The sequence below is a fragment of the Burkholderia sp. Leaf177 genome, from assembly GCF_001424345.1.
Classification (GTDB): domain Bacteria; phylum Pseudomonadota; class Gammaproteobacteria; order Burkholderiales; family Burkholderiaceae; genus Caballeronia.
This window is the reverse complement of record NZ_LMPF01000002.1, coordinates 47,836-67,084: the sequence shown is the minus strand read 5'-3', so window position 1 is coordinate 67,084 and position 19,249 is coordinate 47,836. Positions and strand designations below refer to the sequence as shown.

The following is a 19,249-nucleotide window of genomic DNA, read 5'->3' as shown; positions in this document are numbered from 1 at the left end:
TTGCGGACGCTCCCTTAGCCGCTGCGCGCCGCGCCGTCCGCGCGTTTGTACTTCCGTTTGATCTTCAGGACGCAACTTCCAAGGAGCCGATCGAAATCTAGGCGAACCGGCGTTTTCGAAACCGAAGCGCGTCACCGGGCGCAAACTGCATCGAAGTCAGGCCGTTTTCATACGGCTTACCCAGCAGGATGCGACAGGCGACGCACGACATACGATCCGATCCTTTCGAGGGAAACCATGCCTTTGCCTACCGCACCCGTCAAGCTCGGCAACCTCCTGCCGTCTGAAGAATACAAAGCCAAAGCCCGGCCTGCCCGCACAGCGAAGAAGCAGCCGAGTGACAGCGATCTGGTTACAGCCGATACCGATACCGACATCGACACCGATTTCGCCGCGCCCGTAGGCACTTCGCGTCCCGCCGCGGCAAACACCGCGAACACGTTGCGCGCAATTGCCAGCGAAACGCTCGCGAATGCCGCGAAAGATTCGGCCGTTGAAGCATCCGATACCGCACCCGCCGCACGCACGCGTCGCACGAAGCAGACTGCAGCCTTGCTGCAGCCCCCAACGCCTGCCGAGCAGGTCGAGACCACGCAGCCGGTCGAGGCTCGCGTGCGTTCCGAAGCGCCCGCTGCTCCCGCAGTCGCCGCCGCCCAGCAGCCGCGCACACAGCAAAAGCGCCGTCAGCGCGGCCAGCCGGAAAACGAGATCGGCAAGCTCTTTGTGCTCGACACGAACGTGCTGATGCACGATCCGTCATCGCTGTTCCGGTTCGAGGAACACGACGTCTATCTGCCCATGATGACGCTCGAAGAACTCGACAACCACAAGAAAGGGATGTCGGAAGTGGCGCGCAATGCCCGCCAGGTGAGCCGCACGCTGGATGCACTGGTTGCCCACGTCGGCGAGATGTCGGCGGGATTGCCGCTTTCCGCCCTGGGTAACCGCGATGCCACCGGCCGCCTCTATTTCCAGACAACGCTGACGGACATTGAACCGGTCGAGGGTCTGCCTGTCGGCAAGGCCGATAACCAGATTCTCGGCGTGGTCCGCGCGCTGCAAAAGGAGCGGACGGATCGCCAGGTCGTACTGGTGTCGAAAGACATCAACATGCGCATCAAGGCCCATGCGCTCGGCCTGCCAGCAGAAGATTATTTCAACGATCAGGTCCTCGAAGACAAGGATCTGCTTTATTCCGGCGTGCGCGCACTGCCTTCGGACTTCTGGACGAAGCACGCGAAGGGCATGGAAAGCTGGCAGGACACGAAGACGGGCACGACGTATTACCGCGTGACCGGTCCGCAATGCGCGTCCATGTTGGTCAACGAGTTTGTGTACTTCGAGCCACAGAATGGCGAGCCGTCGTTTTATGGCATCGTGCGCGAGCTGAACGGCAAGACAGCGTTGCTGCAAACGCTGCGCGATTACAGCCACCACAAGAACAACGTGTGGGGTATCACATCGCGCAACCGGGAGCAGAATTTCGCGCTCAACCTGCTGATGAACCCCGATGTGGATTTCGTCACGCTGCTGGGTCAGGCTGGTACGGGCAAGACCTTGATGGCGCTCGCCGCCGGCCTCGCGCAAGTGCTCGACGACAAACGCTACAACGAGATCATCGTGACCCGGGCAACGGTTCCGGTAGGCGAAGACATCGGCTTTTTGCCGGGCACCGAAGAAGAAAAAATGCAGCCGTGGATGGGCGCATTCGATGACAACCTCGAAGTCCTGCAGAAAACGGACGATGCCGCGGGCGAATGGGGCCGCGCCGCCACGCAGGAGCTGATCCGCTCGCGCCTGAAGGTGAAGAGCATGAACTTCATGCGCGGACGGACGTTCGTGGACAAGTACGTGATCATCGATGAAGCGCAAAACTTGACTCCGAAACAGATGAAAACGCTTGTCACGCGGGCCGGTCCCGGCACGAAGATCGTGTGTCTGGGGAACATTGCCCAGATCGATACGCCTTACCTGACTGAAGGCAGCTCGGGTCTGACCTATGTGGTCGACCGTTTCAAGGGCTGGACGCACAGTGGGCACGTCACGCTGGCGCGCGGCGAGCGTTCGCGTCTTGCCGATTACGCTTCGGACATTCTTTAAGCTTTAAAACTCGTTCAAAAGCCCGGCAAGCGATGCTTGCCGGGCTTTTTTTGTGGTTTTTTGTCATCGATGAGGCTGAACTTACAGCGTAAACCTCAAGTGACTTATCAAGAAAACTTGCCGCAGGCCCGGCTGACGGGCTAGTATCGCGAGACTAACATCATGGCTCGCTTGCCCTCCCGATGCGTCGATTCTGGTCACTGCTGGTGCTCACCTTCCTCGTTGCCGCGTGCTCCAGTGCGCCGCAGCGGGTCTCGCGTGCGCCGCCCGAATCGAGCGCGACCGCCGCAAATCGCACCTTCGCAAAGCCTTCCGGCTTCCCGAATTTCGTCGATCACAGCGTCGGGCGGGAGGAAATTTCCATCCAGGCGATGTCGCTCGTTGGCGTGCCGTATCGATGGGGCGGGAACACGCCGGAAGCGGGCTTCGATTGCAGCGGACTGGTCCGGTACGTCGTCGATCGCGCGGCTTCGGTCAACCTGCCGCGCACGACCGCCGACATGAGTTCGCGCGGCGAATCCATCGAACCCGATGAAGTCGCGCCCGGCGACCTGATTTTCTTCAACACCACGGGGCGCGCGCACTCGCACGTTGGAATCTACGTGGGCAAGCTGCGATTTGTGAACGCGCCGTCCACGGGCGGGACCGTCCGGCTCGATTACCTGACAAATCCTTATTGGGCGAAGCGTTTCGATGGCATTCGACGCGTCGCGGCACCGAAAGCCGTCCCGACGCCATTCGATTCGCCGACGTACCTGGCGTCGCCGGTGCCTGCAGGTATTCCGTCCGGCCGTTCGCCGGAAACGCAAGTTGCAACAGCGGCTGCCAGCAAATCCACTAACGCCGCCGATCAGTTCGAACCGCCGCCCCCTGCTTTATCGGCCGCTCGGCAGCAAGCGCAATCGGCAGGTGCGGTGTCACCGATCACGGCGAACGCAACTGCGGCCGCCGATCAGTTTGAACCGCCGCCGCCCGCGCTCGCCGCCGCACAGCGTCAGGCACAAGCCGCCAACGCGACCTCGCCCGCTCGCCAACCGCAAGCAGAAGCAAGCGCGATTGCGGCGGCATCGAATTCGCCCGATCCGATCGCGGCCGCCGCCGACGCCTTCGAACCGCCGCCGCCGACCGCGCGCCTCGCCGCTCAGCAAGTGCGCGCGGTGCAGCAACAACAACCATCGTCCGTCGCGCGCATTCCTGCTTCGGACCCGGCCGCCCACGTGATGCGTGCATCGACTAATCCACTCCCGCCCACGCGTCCCGCCGCCACCGACGACCCTATCGCGAAGTTCGCCAACGGTAGCTATTGAGCCCGAGGCAATGCACATCTTTCCGCGCGCGCGAACGCGCACGCCACTGTGAGCTCTGCTATCGTGTGCTGCTAACCGGCTCCGGGCATGGATTTCGGACGTCGGGAATCGCAATCAGCCTCGATAAGGAGTGACCTCATGGACCTGGGACTTGCCGGCAAAGTCGTGCTCATCACCGGCGGCAGCAAGGGCATTGGCTTCGCGTGCGCGAAGGCGTTTGCGGCGGAAGGAGCACGAGTCGCGATTGTTTCGCGCGATGCAGCGAACCTTGCGCGCGCGCGAGAACAACTCGCGCAGGACGGCCACCACGTGCACCTCGCGCGCGCTGATCTTCACGAACCACACAGCGTGCAGGACGTGGTGGAAGAAGCCACGAGCGCGCTCGGCCCAATCGATATTCTCGTAAATTCCGCGGGCGCGGCAAAACGTTACGATCCCGATTTGCTCGATGCCGATGCCTACAAGGCCGCGATGGAAGCTAAATACTTTCCATGTATTTATCCGCAGCAGGCTGTGCTCAAGAAAATGGCGGATCGCTTGAAAGCCGATCCGAAGAGCGACCCGGGCGTTGTTGTGAACATCATTGGCATGGGCGGAAAGATTGCGAGCGACATTCATATCGCCGGCGGCGCGGCAAACGCGGCGCTGATGCTCGCGACAGTCGGCCTTGCACATCATTACGCGAAGCTCGGGATTCGCATTAATGCCATCAATCCGGGCGCGACGTTGACGGAGCGCGTAGAAGAGGCACTCGCGCTCGAGGCCCAGCGGCAAGGCATCACGCGGGACGAGGCGTTGGCGCAAAGCCAGGCCAAAGTGCCGCTCGGCCGTTACGCAACGCCGGAGGAGATCGCCAACGTTGCTTTATTCTTGGCAAGCCGGCACGCGAGTTACGTATCGGGCGCGATCATTCCCATGGACGGTGTCGGTGCACCGCTGATCTGAACCAACGAAAAACGGGCGATCGAAATCGCCCGTTTTTTTAGATTTGACCGGCCGGTTGGCTCAGAAGAAGTGTCGTCCGAGCCACCACGCGCCCGCAGCCATCACGGCCGACGCCGGGATGGTCAGAATCCACGCCCAAACAATATTGCCTGCCACGCCCCAGCGCACCGCGCTGAACTTCTGCGTCGCGCCGACACCGACGATCGCGCCGGTGATCGTATGGGTGGTCGAAACAGGAATCCCGAGAAACGATGCGATGAACAGCGTGATCGCCCCGCCGGATTCCGCGCAAAACCCGCCAACAGGTTTCAGCTTCGTGATTTTCTGTCCCATCGTACGCACGATGCGCCAGCCGCCGAACAAGGTGCCGAGTCCCATGGAAAGGTAGCATCCGCCGATCACCCAGAGTGGCGGCGCGTCGGCCGTCGCCGATGCATAACCGGCGGCAATCAGCAGCATCCAGATAATGCCGATCGTTTTTTGCGCGTCGTTGCCGCCGTGACCCAAGCTGTAAAGCCCCGCCGATACCAGTTGCCATCGCCTGAAACGCCGGTCCACTTTCGACGGCGGCGTCCGGAAATACATCCATGAGACGATCAACATGAAGAGCGAGCCGAGCACAAAACCGAGCAACGGCGAGATGAAAATGAATGAAACGGTCTTTAGAAGGCCGTCGACGTTGAGCGAACCCCAACCGGACTTCGCCCACGCAGAGCCCATCAATCCGCCAATCAGCGCATGCGATGAACTCGACGGAATGCCGTAATGCCACGTGATGATGTTCCAGCCGATAGCCCCAACGAGCGCTCCGAAGATCACATATTGATCGACAATAGCCGGGTCGATAGTCCCTTTGCCCACGGTCGCCGCCACCTTCAAATGGAAGATGAAATACGCGATGACGTTGAATGCGGCGGCAAAAGCTACGGCTTGCTGAGGTTTCAGCACACCTGTCGATACGACAGTTGCAATGGAGTTGGCGGCGTCGTGAAAGCCGTTCATGAAGTCGAAAACCAGCGCGACCACGACGAGCGTAATGACAGCCCAGAGGGCGAGTTGAATCGAATGCATCGTTTATGGAGTGAGTGGCGCGGCTGAAATCAGGCGTTTTCCAACACGATGCCTTCGATAATGTTCGCGACATCCTCGCATTTGTCGGTGATCGTTTCCAACAACTCGTAGATCGCCTTCAACTTGATGAGCGTCTTGACGTTGTCTTCTTCGCGGAAAAGTTTCGACATCGCCGAGCGCAGCACGCGGTCAGCGTCCGACTCCAGACGGTCGATTTCTTCGCAGATCTTGAGAATTTCGCTGGCGCGTTTCATGTCGGCGAGAAGCTGCACGGCTTGCTGCACGCGCTCGGACGTCGCCGTGCAGATATGCGCCAACTGGCTCATTTCCGCGGTCGATTCGCGCACGTCGTAGAGCGAAATCGCGGTGGCGACGTCCTCCATCAGGTCCAGGATGTCGTCCATGGTCGTGATGAGCTTGTGGATTTCGTCGCGATCGAGCGGCGTGATGAAAGTCTTGTGCAGCAGGTCGATGGTTTCGTGCGTGAGTTTGTCGGCACGTTTTTCGTTCGTCTGGACGTTCTGCTTATGGACTTCCATCTGGTCCATGTTGTCGATAAGCAGTTCGAGTTCGTGGCTCGCGTCGACGATGCACTTTGCGTGCGCGTTGAAGATTTCGAAAAATTTGCCCTCGGTGGGCATGAATCGACCGAACATGAAAATCCCGGAAAGTGGCTCAAAGTGGCGCTGACATAAAACCGCCACATTGTACCTTTGCAGGATCGGCACCGCACTCTGATTGGCATCAATCCGAGCGCGGTTACAACATTAGTTCCTTAGTCGCTATAAAAATTCTGAGCGCCGGCAAAATTCTCGAACTTCGTGTATTGCCCCTGGAATGTGAGCCTTACTGGGCCGATCGGCCCGTTACGTTGCTTGCCGATAATGATCTCGGCCGTGCCCTTGTCTGGACTGTCCGGGTTATAAACCTCGTCGCGATAGATAAACAAAATGACGTCCGCGTCTTGCTCGATAGCGCCGGATTCGCGCAAATCCGACATGATCGGACGCTTGTTCGGTCTCTGCTCGAGCCCGCGATTCAGCTGCGAAAGCGCAACAACAGGAACATCGAGTTCCTTCGCGAGACTTTTCAACGAACGCGAGATCTCGGAGATTTCGGTTGCGCGGTTTTCGCCACCTGATCCAGATCCGGACATCAGCTGCAAATAATCGACAATGATCAAACCCAGTTTGCCGCACTGTCGCGCGAGACGCCTTGAGCGCGAGCGCAATTCCATCGGGTTCAAACCGCCGGTTTCATCGATGAAAATCTGCGCCTCGCTCATTTTCTGCACGGCGTGCGTGAGCTTTGGCCAGTCTTCGTCGGTGAGACGGCCGGTCCGCATTCTGTGCTGATCAAGACGTCCGACGGAACCGAGCATCCGCATGGTTAACTGCGTCCCCGGCATTTCCATGGAGAACACCGCGACCGGCAGGCCATATTCGACCGCCACGTATTCGCCAATGTTCATGGAAAACGCGGTTTTACCCATCGATGGGCGCCCTGCCACGATGATCAACTCACCGCCGTGCATACCCGAAGTCATGCGGTCCAGATCGACAAACCCGGTCGGCGTACCGGTGACATCGCTGGGATTTGCGGTGTGATAAAGCGTGTCGATTCGCTCGACTACTTCCGTTAAAAGCGGGCCGATCTCCAAAAATCCTTGCGTGCCCCGCGCGCCGCTTTCGGCAATCGAAAACACTTTCGCCTCGGCCTCGTCCAGCAACTGCCGCACTTCCTTGCCCTGCGGATTGAAGGCATCGGCGGAAATCTCATCGGCAACCGAAACCAGCCGGCGCAATATCGCCCGGTCGCGCACGATTTCCGCGTATCGGCGAATGTTGGCCGCGCTCGGCGTGTTCTGGGCGAGCGCGTTCAGGTAGGCCAGACCGCCGACCTCCTCCGCCTTGCCCGTATTCGTCAACGCCTCGTAGACGGTGATCACGTCGGCCGGACGCGTGGTCGCGATCAGCTTGCCAATCGCCTCGTAAATGATCCTGTGGTCGTAGCGGTAGAAATCACTGTGCGACATCAAGTCCGCAATGCGATCCCAAGCGGCGTTGTCGAGCAACAAGCCGCCAATGACGGACTGTTCGGCTTCGATGGAATGCGGCGGGACCTTCAGCGCATCCATTTGCGGATCTTTCGAGGGTGCGTTCATGGGGCAATTATCGGCGATATGAAGGGACGGCGGGAGATGGAAAAACAAAAAAGGCGGGAACCCTTGAGGTTTCCCGCCTTTCTTTTACGACATCACTTTTGCATCAGCGCCAGCAAAAAACCTGGCAGGCTAAAAGCTTAAGCGTGCTCGCCCAGCACCGACACCGTCACGTCAACCAGCACGTCCGTGTGCAGCGCGATCTGGACGGCGTGATCGCCAACCAGCTTCAGCGGGCCGTCGGCCAGACGCACTTGCGACTTTTCGACTTCTGCCAGGCCTTGCTTCTTCAGCGCTTCGGCGATGTCCGCGTTCGTCACCGAACCGAACAGACGACCGTCAACGCCAGCCTTCTGCGAGATCTGAACGGTTGCACCGCTCAGCTTTTCGCCTTGAGCCGTAGCAGCTGCCAGCTTTTCAGCCGCAACCTTTTCCAGTTCAGCACGGCGAACTTCGAATTCCGCGATCGCGTCCTTCGTTGCACGGCGAGCCTTCTTGCCCGGGATCAGGAAGTTACGTGCGTAACCGTCCTTGACCTTCACGATGTCGCCGAGGTTGCCCAGGTTGACGACTTTTTCCAAAAGAATGATTTGCATTTGGCTTTTCCTTATTGCGTCGTCTGATTAGGCCTTGTGCAGGTCGGTGTACGGCAGGAGCGCGAGAAAACGAGCGCGCTTGATAGCCGTGTCGAGCTGACGTTGGTAGTGAGCCTTGGTTCCAGTCAGACGAGCCGGCGTGATCTTGCCGTTCTCACCAACGAAATCCTTCAGCGTTTCCGTGTCCTTGTAGTCGATGTAATCGACATTAGCCGCGGTGAAACGGCAGAACTTCTTGCGCTTGAAGAGCGGGTTTTGTTGCTGACGACGTTTGTCGAATTTCTTACCAGTCGGGCGGGGCATGTTCAGTCCTTTCCAATATCCTGCAATTCTGTGATGTGAAACACCAGGGTTCGCGCGTTGCGGTTTTTCTTCGCCATGAAGCCTGTAAAGAGCGTTTCGACGCCCATTGCCAGACTTTCCAGCTTGCCGCTCGCAGCTCCGGCCGCTACCGCAGGAAGTGTCAATTCGATCTGGCGGGCAATGCCCGCTTCGACAACTTCCGTGCAGTGATGCAACGTGCAGCTTGCTATGGGGACGCCGGCGGGGGTGTACCGCACCGGTTCGCGTTCCACGACGCTTGCTGTCAGTTGCAGCCGGTTCACTTAAATCCTGGTGGCTTGACGCCTATTTATAGAAATAAGCGACTATTAAGCCTGCGCTTCAGTCGACGGCTGGCTGGCCGCCTTCTTGGCTTCTTCGCGGTGCACTTCCTTCATCATCGGCGACGGGCCGGTTTCGGCCTTCTTCATCTTGACGATCAGGTGACGCAGCACTGCGTCGTTGAACTTGAATGCGTGTTCCAGCTCTTCCAGGGTTTCCTGGCTGCATTCAATGTTCATGCACACGTAGTGAGCCTTCGCGAGTTTCTCGATCATGTAAGCCAGCTGACGGCGGCCCCAGTCTTCGATGCGATGGATAGAACCACCGTGCGACGTGATCGTGGTCTTGTACCGTTCGATCATGGCGGGCACTTGCTCGCTCTGATCCGGATGCACGATAAATACGATTTCGTAATGACGCATTGTTACTCCTTGAGGATATAAAGCCACCCGGGCGTCGGACCGGTGCGGCAAGAGAGAAGCCAGCGATTATAGCGGGATATGAATGCCCGTACAACTGATTTGGCCGTTTTCCGCTTCAGTTCCGCTGTGTTTTCAATGGCTTAGGCGCGTCGCGGCGATCCCGGGCGTTTGAAAGACGTCAGCGCTCACGGCTCCAGTAATCCGGCTGCGCATAGATTTTCTTCAAATAATCAATGAAGTAACGTACTTTTGCCGGCACGTAACGCTGTTGCGGGTACACCGCAAGGATGTCGTAGTCCGGGAGCGCGAATTCATCGAGTACCGTTTCCAGTTCGCCCGCCGCCAATTGCCGCTGGATCTCCCACGTCGAGCGCCAGCCGAGGCCATGGCCTTCGGAGACCCATCGGTGAAGCAATTCGCCGTCGTTGCAATCGAGGTTTCCGGAGACGCGCACCGTCGCCAGCTTGCCGTTACGGCGGAAGTACCAGCCGCGGTTCTGGCCGCCCTGCAGGTTGAAAGCGAGGCAATTGTGGCGCGGCAGGTCATCGAGCGATTTCGGTTTGCCGTGCTTCTTGAAATACGCGGGCGTGCCGCAAACCACGCGATGGTTTTCCGCGAGTTTCACCGCCACGAAATTCTGATCCACCGCGCCACCGATTCGTATCGACAGGTCGTACCCTTCGCGGATCAGGTCGGCAACGCGGTCGTTCAGGTTGAACGACATCTGCAACGCGGGTTTGTCGGCGAGAAAACCGGGGGCGTGCGGCGCCACATGCATCCGGCCAAATGCCGCGGGCGCCGAGACGATCAAATGGCCGTCGACGGTGCGCTGGCCATCGGCGAGCTCGTTTTCCGCCTGGTTCCAGTCCGCCAGCAAGCCGCGGCAGCGTTCCAGGAACGCCGCGCCTTCTTCGCTTACGACCAGACGGCGTGTCGATCGGTACATCAATTTGACGCCCAGCCGCTTTTCCAGCGCATCGATACGCCGCCCCAGAATCACCGGCGACACGCCCTCTTCCAGCGCGGCCGCGGCGAGGCTGCCGGCCTCGGCGACTTTCACAAACGTCTCTATCTGCCTGAAGCGATCCATTTTTCTGTCTCCGTTGCTCAGCCGTTCCATACTTTTTGTATCGGATCAAACGACTCTGGCTGATCTTATCAACACTCCGGCACACGCATAAAGTTTGTTAAACGACGTTCTGCAATGGCGGGACGCACCGAAACACAAAGTGGATGGAGACAGTCATGACAAAAATGCGAGCTGTAGACGCAGCCGTTCTGGTGCTGGAAAAAGAAGGCATCGAGATGGCGTTCGGCGTGCCGGGCGCGGCAATCAACCCGCTCTACTCGGCGCTGCAGCGGGCCGGCAGTATTGGCCACGTGCTGGCGCGGCACGTGGAAGGCGCGTCGCACATGGCTGAAGGTTATACGCGGGCGTCGCCGGGGAATATTGGCGTGTGTATCGGCACATCGGGACCGGCCGGAACGGACATGATCACGGGCCTGTATTCCGCTCAGGCCGATTCGATTCCGATTCTCGCCATCACGGGTCAGGCGCCGCGCTCACGTCTCTACAAGGAAGATTTCCAGGCTGTCGATATCGAATCGATCGCGAAGCCGGTCACGAAGTGGGCGGTTACGGTGCGCGAACCGGCGCTCGTGCCGCGCGTGTTCCAGCAGGCGTTCCACCTGATGCGCTCGGGCCGTCCGGGTCCGGTGCTGGTGGACTTGCCTATTGACGTGCAGCTCGCGGAAATCGAATTCGATATCGATACGTACGAGCCCCTGCCCGTCTACAAGCCGAAAGCCACGCGCGCCCAAGTCGAGAAAGCGCTGACCATGCTGACGAACTCGGAGCGGCCGTTGATCGTGTCCGGCGGCGGCGTGTTGAATGCGGCGGCTGAAGATTTGCTGGTCGAATTCGCCGAGCTCGTGAACGTGCCGGTGATCCCGACGCTGATGAGCTGGGGCGCGATTGCCGACGACCATCCGCTGATGGCCGGCATGTGCGGTCTTCAAACGGCGCACCGATATGGCAATGCCAACATGCTGGCATCGGATTTCGTGCTGGGCATCGGCAATCGCTGGGCGAACCGGCATACGGGCAGCGTCGAGGTTTATACGAAGGGCCGCACGTTCGTGCACGTGGATATTGAACCGACGCAGATCGGCCGTGTTTTCGGGCCGGATCTCGGCATCGTTTCCGACGCCAAGTTCGCGCTCGAACTCTTTGTTGAAGTGGCGCGTGAATGGAAAGCCGCGGGCAAGCTGAAGGATCTCGGCGCGTGGGTTGGCGAGTGCCAGGAACGCAAGCGCACGATGCATCGCAAGACGCACTTCGACAACGTGCCGATGAAACCGCAACGCGTCTACGAAGAGATGAACAAGGTGTTCGGCCGCGACACCTGCTACATCTCGACGATCGGTTTGTCGCAGATCGCCGGTGCGCAATTCCTGCACGTCTACAAGGCGCGCAACTGGATCAACTGTGGTCAGGCAGGTCCGCTCGGCTGGACGATTCCGGCGGCGCTCGGCGTGCGCGCTGCCGACCCGCAACGGCCGATCGTGGCGCTCTCGGGCGACTACGACTTCCAGTTCATGATCGAAGAACTTGCCGTTGGCGCGCAATTCCGCCTGCCGTATATTCACGTGGTCGTGAACAATTCATACCTCGGTTTGATTCGTCAGGCGCAACGCGGTTTCGATATGGACTACTGCGTGCAGCTCGCGTTCGAAAATATCAACGCACCGGATCTGAACGGCTATGGCGTGGACCACGTCGCGGTTGCCGAAGGCCTGGGTTGCAAGGCGATGCGTGTATTCAAACCGGAAGATCTGGCTCCGGCGCTGCGCAAGGCGGAAGGCATGCTCGCGGAGTTCGGCGTGCCGATCATCGTGGAAGTAATTCTCGAGCGCGTGACGAACATCGCGATGGGCACGGAGATCGACAACATCAACGAATTCGAGCCGCTCGCCGAAACCGAAGAAGACGCGCCGACAGCGATTGCGTCGACATCGAACGCCTGAAACAAAGCCTGAGAGAGTAGAACCCATGCCTAAATTTGCCGCAAACCTGACGATGCTTTTCAACGAAGTGCCCTTCCTCGACCGCTTTGCAGCGGCGGCGGAAGCGGGCTTCGAAGCGGTGGAATTCCTGTTTCCGTATCCGTATTCCATCGCGGATCTGCGTCAGCGTCTGGACGACAACAACCTGCAAATCGTGTTGCATAACTTGCCCGCGGGAAACTGGGAAGGCGGCGAGCGCGGCATTGCGTGTTTGCCGGACCGGAAGGAAGAATTTCGCGAAGGCGTGACGAAAGCAATCGAATACGCGAAGGCGTTGAACGTGCCTCAGCTCAATTGCCTGGTCGGGATTCCGCCGGCCTCGGTGAGTCGTGAAGAGGCGCGCGCGACGATTGTCGAGAACCTGAAGTTCGCGGCCGGCGCATTGAAGAAAGAAGGCATCAGGTTGCTGGTCGAACCGTGCAATCACTTCGATATCCCCGGCTTCGCGCTGAATAAATCTCAGGAAGGACTCGACGTGATTCGCGACGTGGGTTCGGACAACCTGTTCCTGCAATACGACATCTATCACATGCAGCGCATGGAAGGCGAACTGGCGGCAACGATCGAGCGCAACTTGCCATCGATTGCGCATGTTCAGCTTGCCGATAACCCCGGCCGCAACGAACCGGGCACGGGCGAGATCAACTATCCGTTCCTGTTCGCGCTGCTGGATTCGATTGGCTACGAAGGCTGGATCGGTTGCGAATACAAGCCGCGCACGACGACCGCAGCAGGCCTCGGCTGGTTGAACGAACTTCGCGCGCTTGCATAAGGCAACAACCCGATAATTGGAGGAGACACACGTAATGGCAACAATCGGTTTTATCGGCCTTGGAATCATGGGCGCCCACATGGCGCGCAACCTGAAAAAAGCGGGCCACACGCTGGTCCTGAACGGCGCATATCCGGTGCCTGACGATCTGCGCTCGCTCGGCACGGTGGTCGGCAATTCGACCGAAGTCGCGCGCGGCAGCGAGATCATTGTGTTAATGGTGCCGGACACGCCCGATGTGGCGAACGTCCTCTTCGCCGACGACGGCGTTGCAAAGGGACTCGAGAAAGGCCAGCTCGTGATCGACATGAGCTCGATCTCCCCAATTGAAACGCAGGCGTTCGCCAAAAAGATCAACGCCCTGGGCTGCGATTATCTCGATGCACCCGTCTCCGGCGGCGAAGTCGGCGCGCGTGAAGCGACGCTCACCATCATGGTCGGCGGCCCGGAAACGGCGTTCGAGCGGGCGAAGCCTTTGTTCGAAGTGATGGGCAAGAACATCACGCTCATCGGCGATAACGGCGCGGGACAAACGTGCAAGGTCGCCAATCAGATCATCGTGGCGCTGAACATCGAGGCTGTGGGTGAAGCGCTGCTGTTTGCATCGAAATCAGGCGCCGATCCCGAGCGCGTACGCAAAGCGTTGATGGGCGGCTTCGCCGCTTCGCGGATCCTGGAAGTGCACGGCGAGCGCATGACCAAGCGCACGTTCAATCCGGGCTTCCGGATCGAGTTGCATCAGAAAGACTTGAATCTGGCATTGGAAAGCGCCAAGAAGCTCGGGCTCGCATTGCCGCACACGGCGAGCGCGCAACAACTGTTCAGCGTCTGCGTGGCGAACGGCGGACGCGAATGGGATCACTCGGGCATGGTGAAAGCGCTAGAGCTGATGTCGAATCATCAGGTTACCGAAGGAAAATGAATTGCTGAAAACCGGCTGATCTCCGGTGGGTTGCAAGAAGTGCAATAACGTTGGGTCCGTCTAGCGGCGCCCGGCAGTGACGTGGAAGCCTTGGTCGGTCAGACGTCATTGCCGGGTGTCCGCCTGCCGGATCTTTTTTTTCGTTTCAAGGAATGTTCATCCGACTGGATTTGCCCTCGGCGGGTTTCGCGCATTTCGCCGCTGGACTGAAACAGTTGCCGGGTTAAACGAGAAACGCAAACCAGGTTCGCGTTTTTTGTTTTCAGTAGGTATCGAAGACGCTTTGCAAATCTTTTGGCGCGATACCCGCGGCAAGCGCAAGCATCAACAAGACTCTCGCTTTGTAAGGGTTCAGGCTCCCCGCCGTGATCGAACCAAGTGCGTCGTCCGGCGCCGCGCCGTTGCGCATCACATGCCCCGAACCGACCCGCGACGAACGCACGACAACCACGCCTTGCTTGACGGCATCGGCGACGGCTTGCTGCATGATCGTGTGGATCGAGCCATTTCCCGTGCCGGCAATCACGAGCCCTTTTGCGCCGGCCGCGACCATCGCATCGATCGCCACACGCGATGCACCCGCGTAACTCGGCACGATCTCGACCACCGGCAGTTCGGCTGCGACGTTGAACGGCGTATTCGATGTATGCGGCCTGACGACCGCGCGCTGATATTCGACCTGTCCGTCCTGCACCCAGCCGAGCGCGCCGCCTTCGGGTGAACGGAAGGCATCGACGGCGTAGGTGCTGGTTTTCGTGACGTCGCGTCCGCTGTGAATCTGGTTGTTGAACGCCACCAGAACGCCCTGCTTCCACGAAAGCCGGCTCGCCGCCACCGTGACCGCGTTGAGCAAGTTGAGTGGACCGTCGGCCGATAACGCCGTCGATGGCCGCATGGCCGCCGTCAGCACGACCGGTTTGTCGCTCTTGACCGTCAGATGCAGCAAATACGCGGTTTCTTCGAGCGTATCCGTGCCGTGCGTGATGACGACGCCATCGATATCGTCCTGCGCCAGCAACGCATTCACGCGTGCGCACAACGTCGCCCACAGCGCCGGCGTCATGTCTTTGCTGTCGATGCTCGCCACTTGCTCCGCGTGAATTCGCGCAACTTGCGACAATGACGGCACGGCATCGAGCAATTTATCGACGCCGACAACGCCAGCTTTGTATCCCGATGTTTTCGCGGCGTCGCCCGCCTCGCCCGCGATGGTTCCGCCGGTCGCAAGGACGGCAATTTGCGGCAATGAAATGTGTAGAGAGTTCATGGCCGCAATTGTAGCGGAGCGTGTCTGAAGCGGGTTCGAGCGTTTTTTTAAGCCGCCTCGCGCAACTGCGCCGCGATCTGCGCTTCATCGAGTTGCGGTGCGAACATCTCGATCAGCTTGTATGCATACGCCCGAAGGAACGCGCCCTTGCGCAAACCGACCCGCGTGGTGCTCGCTTCGAACAGATGCTGCGTGTCGAGCGCGACGAGTTCGGTATCGCGTTTTTCATCGAAAGCCATTGCAGCGACGATACCAATCCCCATGCCCAATTCCACGTACGTCTTGATCACATCGGCGTCGATGGCGGTCAGCACCACGTCCGGCATTGCGCCCACTTTCGCAAACGCCTGGTCGACGTGCGAACGGCCGGTGAAGTCGTTGTCGTACGTGACGATCGGGTATTCGGCGATTTCGTCGAGTGTGAGGTTCTCGCGGCCGACCAGCGGATGTCCCTTCGGCACGACCACCGTGTGATGCCACGAATAGCACGGGAACGTGACAATATCCGGATACCGGTCGAGCGCTTCAGTTGAAATGCCGATATCCGCTTCGCCGTTGATGATCATCTGCGCGATCTGTTGCGGGCTGCCCTGACGCAGCGCGAGATGAACCTTCGGGAACACCTCGGTGAACTGGCGTATGACTTTCGGCAACGCATAGCGCGCCTGCGTGTGCGTGGTCGCGACCACCAGATGGCCGTTGTCCTGATCGGCGAACTGGCGCGCGACGCGGCGCAGGTTTTCGGCATCGAGCAACATGCGCTCGATCACCTGATGCACTTCCTTGCCCGGCTCGGTCAGCCCCGTCAGACGCTTGCCGCGCCGGATGAAGATATCGACGCCGAGTTCGTCTTCGAGATCCTTGATCTGCTTCGACACGCCCGACTGCGACGTATAAAGCACGTTCGCGACTTCGGTCAGGTTCATGTTCTGGCGCACGGCCTCGCGGACGAAACGCAGTTGCTGGAAGTTCATGTCAGCCTCTCTTTTTAGGTAGTCTTAATGCGCCGGGAACACGCGCAGCACGCGTGGAACGGCAGTCACGCCATCGCCAATGTTCAGGTTCAAACCACGCCACGTCTCGCGATCCAGCTCGGCTTCGAGCACATTGCCTTCCGCGCCTTCCAGGTCCACGCGCACGGAGCCGCCGAGCGTCACGACACGGCGGACGTCGACCACAATGCCATCGCGATGACCCGACGCCGTCGGGAACAGCGTGAGATCGTGCGGCCGCACGTAGGCAACAGCGGGACCCGCGAAATTCGCTTCAGTGGCGATCGGTTGGGCGACGCCTTGAGCCACGAACCCCTGTGCATCGACGGTGCCTTTCAGACGATTGGCCGCGCCGAGGAATTCGTACACGAACGACGTTTGCGGATGATCGTAGACATCTTGCGGACTGCCGACCTGCTCCACATGTCCGCGATTGAGCACCACGATCCGGTCAGCAACTTCAAGCGCTTCTTCCTGATCGTGCGTGACAAAAATGGTCGAGATATGCAGATCGTCGTGCAAACGGCGCAACCAGCTTCGCAACTCCTTGCGAACCTTGGCATCGAGCGCGCCGAACGGTTCGTCGAGCAACAGCACTTTCGGTTCGACGGCAAGAGCGCGCGCCAACGCGATCCGCTGCCGCTGTCCGCCCGACAATTCCGACGGAAACCGTTGCGCAAGCCAATCGAGCTGCACGAGTTTCAGCAACTCGTGCACTTTCTCGCGAATCACTGCTTCGGAAGGCCGTTCCTTGCGCGGCTTCACGCGCAAACCAAACGCAACGTTTTCGAATACGGTCATATGGCGAAACAGCGCGTAATGCTGGAACACGAAGCCAACCTGACGCTCGCGCGCGCCGACCGCCGCGACGTCCTCGCCGTTCAGCACGACCGTACCGGCATCGGCGTATTCGAGTCCCGCGATCACGCGCAACAACGTGGTCTTGCCACAGCCGGAAGGTCCGAGCAACGCAACCAGTTCACCCGCCGGGAAGTCGAGCGAGACGTTATCCAGCGCGACGAAATCGCCAAAGCGCTTCTGCAAATTGCGAACGATGATGCTCATGTTGATTCTCGCCTTCTAGTTCTGGAGTGAAGCCGCGGCCGGGACATCGGCGGGGCGGGCTTGCGCGGCTTCTATCGACTTCGCCATGCGGTTTTCGGCGAGCAGTTTCAGGCCGAGCGTGACGAGCGCGAGCAGCGCCAGCAGCGAAGCCACGGCGAACGCCGCCGAGAAGTTGTATTCGTTGTAGAGAATTTCGACGTGCAGCGGCATGGTGTCGGTCTGGCCGCGAATATGGCCCGACACCACGGACACGGCGCCGAACTCGCCCATCGCGCGGGCGTTACAGAGAATCACGCCGTACAGCAAACCCCACTTCACGTTGGGCAGCGTCACGCGCCGGAAAATCTGCCAGCCCGATGCGCCGAGGACGTGGGCCGCCTCTTCCTCGTCGTTGCCTTGCGCCTGCATCAGCGGAATCAATTCACGCGCGACGAACGGGAACGTGACGAAGATCGTTGCGAGCACAATGCCCGGCACGGCGAAGATAATCTGCACGTTATGGTCGATGAGCCATGGCCCGAACCAGCCCTGCGCGCCGAACATCAGCACGTAGATGAGTCCCGAGACAACCGGCGAAACCGAGAACGGCAGGTCGATCAACGTGGTGAGAAACGCCTTGCCGCGAAACTCGAACTTGGCGATGGCCCACGATGCCGACAGACCGAACACCACGTTCAGCGGCACTGCTATGGCCGCGGTGATCAGCGTGAGCTTGATCGCGGACCACGCGTCCGGGTCTTTCAACGAATCGAAGTAATACGCCACGCCTTTGGCGAAGGCCTGCGCAAACACCGCCGCAAGCGGCACGACGAGAAACAGCGCGAGAAAGACCAGCGCGATCGTTGTCAGGATCCAGCGGACGACGCGCGGTTCCGTGACCGGATCGAGCTTGTGTTCGATGGCGCGCAGCGCGGCGATATCCGCCGTTTTCTGGTTGACGCTGCTCATGCCTTGGCTCCATCGACATGTAGCGAACCCGCCAGCGCAGGCGCCGGACCCGCGCCGCCGCGGCTCGTGCGCCGCTGCAGGAACCATTGCAGCGTATTGATCAGAAGCAGCATCAGGAACGACACGCACAGCATGACCACGGCGATCGCGGTGGCGCCCGCGTAGTCATATTGTTCGAGCTTCGTGATGATCAGGAGCGAAGTGATTTCGGATTTCATCGGCACATTGCCCGCGATAAAAATCACCGATCCGTACTCACCCAGCGCACGCGCGAACGCCAGCGCGAAGCCGGTCAGAAGCGCGGGGAAAAGCGACGGCAGGACCACGCGGCGAAACGTCAGCCAGCGAGTGGCCCCGAGGCACGCGGCCGCCTCTTCCTGCTCGCGCTCGAAGTCTTCCAGCACCGGCTGCACGGTCCGCACAACGAACGGCAAACCGATGAACGTCAGCGCCACCAGCACGCCCAGCGGCGTGAACGCCACCTTGAGGCCGAGCGGTGCGAAAAATTGCCCGATCCAGCCATTTGGCGCATACACGGCGGCCAGCGCGATGCCCGCAACAGACGTGGGCAACGCGAACGGCAGATCGACCACGGCATCGACGATGCGCTTGAAGGGAAACGTGTAGCGGACCAGGACCCACGCGACCAGGAAACCGAACACGGCGTTGATCAACGCGCCGCCAAGCGCCGCCGAGAACGTCAGCCGGTACGACGCCATCACGCGCGGCGACGTGACCGCGCGCACGAACGTGGCCCAGTCGAGCGTGGCCGTCTTGGCAAAAGTCGCGGCGAGCGGAATCAGCACCACGAGGCTCAGATACGCCACCGTGACGCCAAGCGTCAGGCCGAAGCCCGGCAGCGCGCTGGGCTTGCGGAAAGTAAAAGTTGTCATGCGTCCATCATCCAGTACCGTTGCGTCGCGGGGAAACGGCGCTTCGGGGTTCTGACCGTCTTTGCGGCCGTGGTGTTTTGGTTTTCTTGCGACTCTTTACGACTACAGCATCGCGAGCG

19 protein-coding genes are annotated in these 19,249 nt (G+C 59.8%); 6 read left to right on the top strand and 13 right to left on the bottom strand.

All coding sequences use genetic code 11. The annotated features are described in order from the left end of the window. Positions 1-237 precede the first annotated feature (237 nt). The 3 genes from ASG35_RS04080 to ASG35_RS04070 all read left to right on the top strand — a co-directional run bounded on the left by ASG35_RS04080 (position 238) and on the right by ASG35_RS04070 (position 4,352). Positions 238-2,100, top strand: coding sequence for a PhoH family protein (locus tag ASG35_RS04080; protein WP_056353099.1), 1,863 nt, complete (start codon positions 238-240; stop codon positions 2,098-2,100). A 182-nt stretch (positions 2,101-2,282) separates the two neighbouring features. After that, the gene (locus tag ASG35_RS04075) at positions 2,283-3,407 is read left to right on the top strand and encodes a C40 family peptidase (protein ID WP_056353098.1); all 1,125 of its coding nucleotides are present in this window, start codon (positions 2,283-2,285) and stop codon (positions 3,405-3,407) included. A 138-nt stretch (positions 3,408-3,545) separates the two neighbouring features. Further along, positions 3,546-4,352 carry an SDR family oxidoreductase gene (locus ASG35_RS04070; RefSeq protein WP_056353096.1) on the top strand — a complete coding sequence of 269 codons (807 nt, stop codon included), beginning with the start codon at positions 3,546-3,548 and terminating at the stop codon, positions 4,350-4,352. A gap of 60 nt (positions 4,353-4,412) precedes the next feature. Here the strand turns inward: ASG35_RS04070 and ASG35_RS04065 are convergent, their stop codons facing one another. The 8 genes from ASG35_RS04065 to ASG35_RS04030 all read right to left on the bottom strand — a co-directional run bounded on the left by ASG35_RS04065 (position 4,413) and on the right by ASG35_RS04030 (position 10,295). Beyond that, positions 4,413-5,423: an inorganic phosphate transporter gene (locus ASG35_RS04065; RefSeq protein WP_056353094.1), complete on the bottom strand. Its 1,011-nt coding sequence runs from the start codon at positions 5,421-5,423 to the stop codon at positions 4,413-4,415. Between the two features lie 29 nt (positions 5,424-5,452). Beyond that, positions 5,453-6,079: a DUF47 domain-containing protein gene (locus ASG35_RS04060; protein ID WP_056353092.1), complete on the bottom strand. Its 627-nt coding sequence runs from the start codon at positions 6,077-6,079 to the stop codon at positions 5,453-5,455. Between the two features lie 119 nt (positions 6,080-6,198). Beyond that, positions 6,199-7,587, bottom strand: coding sequence for a replicative DNA helicase (locus tag ASG35_RS04055; protein WP_056353090.1), 1,389 nt, complete (start codon positions 7,585-7,587; stop codon positions 6,199-6,201). Positions 7,588-7,724: 137 nt separating this feature from the next. Then, complete coding sequence (gene rplI / locus ASG35_RS04050; protein ID WP_056353087.1) at positions 7,725-8,180, bottom strand: 50S ribosomal protein L9; 456 nt, start codon at positions 8,178-8,180, stop codon at positions 7,725-7,727. A 27-nt stretch (positions 8,181-8,207) separates the two neighbouring features. Beyond that, the gene (rpsR, locus tag ASG35_RS04045) at positions 8,208-8,483 is read right to left on the bottom strand and encodes a 30S ribosomal protein S18 (protein WP_056353086.1); all 276 of its coding nucleotides are present in this window, start codon (positions 8,481-8,483) and stop codon (positions 8,208-8,210) included. A 2-nt stretch (positions 8,484-8,485) separates the two neighbouring features. Continuing rightward, positions 8,486-8,785, bottom strand: a complete 300-nt coding sequence (gene priB / locus ASG35_RS04040; RefSeq protein WP_056353084.1) for a primosomal replication protein N — start codon at positions 8,783-8,785, stop codon at positions 8,486-8,488. Between the two features lie 45 nt (positions 8,786-8,830). Next, positions 8,831-9,205, bottom strand: coding sequence for a 30S ribosomal protein S6 (rpsF, locus tag ASG35_RS04035; RefSeq protein WP_056353082.1), 375 nt, complete (start codon positions 9,203-9,205; stop codon positions 8,831-8,833). A 178-nt stretch (positions 9,206-9,383) separates the two neighbouring features. Further along, positions 9,384-10,295 carry a LysR family transcriptional regulator gene (locus ASG35_RS04030; RefSeq protein WP_056353732.1) on the bottom strand — a complete coding sequence of 304 codons (912 nt, stop codon included), beginning with the start codon at positions 10,293-10,295 and terminating at the stop codon, positions 9,384-9,386. A gap of 155 nt (positions 10,296-10,450) precedes the next feature. On the opposite strand from ASG35_RS04030, the gene gcl reads away from it, so the two are divergent. From gcl to glxR, 3 genes are read left to right on the top strand one after another with little or no spacing between them, the layout of a single operon-like run. Next, complete coding sequence (gene gcl / locus ASG35_RS04025) at positions 10,451-12,232, top strand: glyoxylate carboligase (RefSeq protein WP_056353080.1); 1,782 nt, start codon at positions 10,451-10,453, stop codon at positions 12,230-12,232. 25 nt (positions 12,233-12,257) lie between these two features. Then, the gene (gene hyi / locus ASG35_RS04020) at positions 12,258-13,043 is read left to right on the top strand and encodes a hydroxypyruvate isomerase (protein ID WP_056353078.1); all 786 of its coding nucleotides are present in this window, start codon (positions 12,258-12,260) and stop codon (positions 13,041-13,043) included. Positions 13,044-13,077: 34 nt separating this feature from the next. Next, a complete protein-coding gene (gene glxR / locus ASG35_RS04015; RefSeq protein WP_056353076.1) occupies positions 13,078-13,965 on the top strand; it encodes a 2-hydroxy-3-oxopropionate reductase in 888 nt (295 codons plus the stop codon). 262 nt (positions 13,966-14,227) lie between these two features. On the opposite strand, the gene ASG35_RS04010 is transcribed toward glxR, so the two are convergent. Genes ASG35_RS04010 through cysT form a run of 5 tightly spaced genes read right to left on the bottom strand, consistent with a single transcriptional unit; the run spans position 14,228 to position 19,130 of the window. Further along, the gene (locus ASG35_RS04010; protein ID WP_056353074.1) at positions 14,228-15,232 is read right to left on the bottom strand and encodes an asparaginase; all 1,005 of its coding nucleotides are present in this window, start codon (positions 15,230-15,232) and stop codon (positions 14,228-14,230) included. A gap of 47 nt (positions 15,233-15,279) precedes the next feature. After that, entirely contained in the window at positions 15,280-16,206 is a 927-nt protein-coding gene (locus tag ASG35_RS04005; RefSeq protein ID WP_056353073.1) for a CysB family HTH-type transcriptional regulator, read from the bottom strand. A gap of 24 nt (positions 16,207-16,230) precedes the next feature. After that, positions 16,231-17,289, bottom strand: coding sequence for a sulfate/molybdate ABC transporter ATP-binding protein (locus ASG35_RS04000; RefSeq protein WP_056353071.1), 1,059 nt, complete (start codon positions 17,287-17,289; stop codon positions 16,231-16,233). 15 nt (positions 17,290-17,304) lie between these two features. Then, positions 17,305-18,237 (bottom strand): sulfate ABC transporter permease subunit CysW, encoded by a 933-nt coding sequence (gene cysW, locus ASG35_RS03995; RefSeq protein WP_056353069.1) that lies wholly within the window; start codon positions 18,235-18,237, stop codon positions 17,305-17,307. After that, positions 18,234-19,130, bottom strand: coding sequence for a sulfate ABC transporter permease subunit CysT (gene cysT / locus ASG35_RS03990; RefSeq protein ID WP_056353067.1), 897 nt, complete (start codon positions 19,128-19,130; stop codon positions 18,234-18,236). The genes cysW and cysT overlap by 4 nt, the downstream gene beginning before the upstream one ends. Between the last annotated feature and the right edge of the window lie 119 nt (positions 19,131-19,249).

Coding starts and splice junctions, on each gene's coding strand:
- ASG35_RS04080 (WP_056353099.1), top strand. CDS start 238: ATGCCTTTGCCTACCGCACCCGTCAAGCTCGGCAACCTCCTGCCGTCT.
- ASG35_RS04075 (WP_056353098.1), top strand. CDS start 2,283: ATGCGTCGATTCTGGTCACTGCTGGTGCTCACCTTCCTCGTTGCCGCG.
- ASG35_RS04070 (WP_056353096.1), top strand. CDS start 3,546: ATGGACCTGGGACTTGCCGGCAAAGTCGTGCTCATCACCGGCGGCAGC.
- ASG35_RS04065 (WP_056353094.1), bottom strand. CDS start 5,423: ATGCATTCGATTCAACTCGCCCTCTGGGCTGTCATTACGCTCGTCGTG.
- ASG35_RS04060 (WP_056353092.1), bottom strand. CDS start 6,079: ATGTTCGGTCGATTCATGCCCACCGAGGGCAAATTTTTCGAAATCTTC.
- ASG35_RS04055 (WP_056353090.1), bottom strand. CDS start 7,587: ATGAACGCACCCTCGAAAGATCCGCAAATGGATGCGCTGAAGGTCCCG.
- rplI (WP_056353087.1), bottom strand. CDS start 8,180: ATGCAAATCATTCTTTTGGAAAAAGTCGTCAACCTGGGCAACCTCGGC.
- rpsR (WP_056353086.1), bottom strand. CDS start 8,483: ATGCCCCGCCCGACTGGTAAGAAATTCGACAAACGTCGTCAGCAACAA.
- rpsF (WP_056353082.1), bottom strand. CDS start 9,205: ATGCGTCATTACGAAATCGTATTTATCGTGCATCCGGATCAGAGCGAG.
- ASG35_RS04030 (WP_056353732.1), bottom strand. CDS start 10,295: ATGGATCGCTTCAGGCAGATAGAGACGTTTGTGAAAGTCGCCGAGGCC.
- gcl (WP_056353080.1), top strand. CDS start 10,451: ATGACAAAAATGCGAGCTGTAGACGCAGCCGTTCTGGTGCTGGAAAAA.
- hyi (WP_056353078.1), top strand. CDS start 12,258: ATGCCTAAATTTGCCGCAAACCTGACGATGCTTTTCAACGAAGTGCCC.
- glxR (WP_056353076.1), top strand. CDS start 13,078: ATGGCAACAATCGGTTTTATCGGCCTTGGAATCATGGGCGCCCACATG.
- ASG35_RS04010 (WP_056353074.1), bottom strand. CDS start 15,232: ATGAACTCTCTACACATTTCATTGCCGCAAATTGCCGTCCTTGCGACC.
- ASG35_RS04005 (WP_056353073.1), bottom strand. CDS start 16,206: ATGAACTTCCAGCAACTGCGTTTCGTCCGCGAGGCCGTGCGCCAGAAC.
- ASG35_RS04000 (WP_056353071.1), bottom strand. CDS start 17,289: ATGAGCATCATCGTTCGCAATTTGCAGAAGCGCTTTGGCGATTTCGTC.
- cysW (WP_056353069.1), bottom strand. CDS start 18,237: ATGAGCAGCGTCAACCAGAAAACGGCGGATATCGCCGCGCTGCGCGCC.
- cysT (WP_056353067.1), bottom strand. CDS start 19,130: ATGACAACTTTTACTTTCCGCAAGCCCAGCGCGCTGCCGGGCTTCGGC.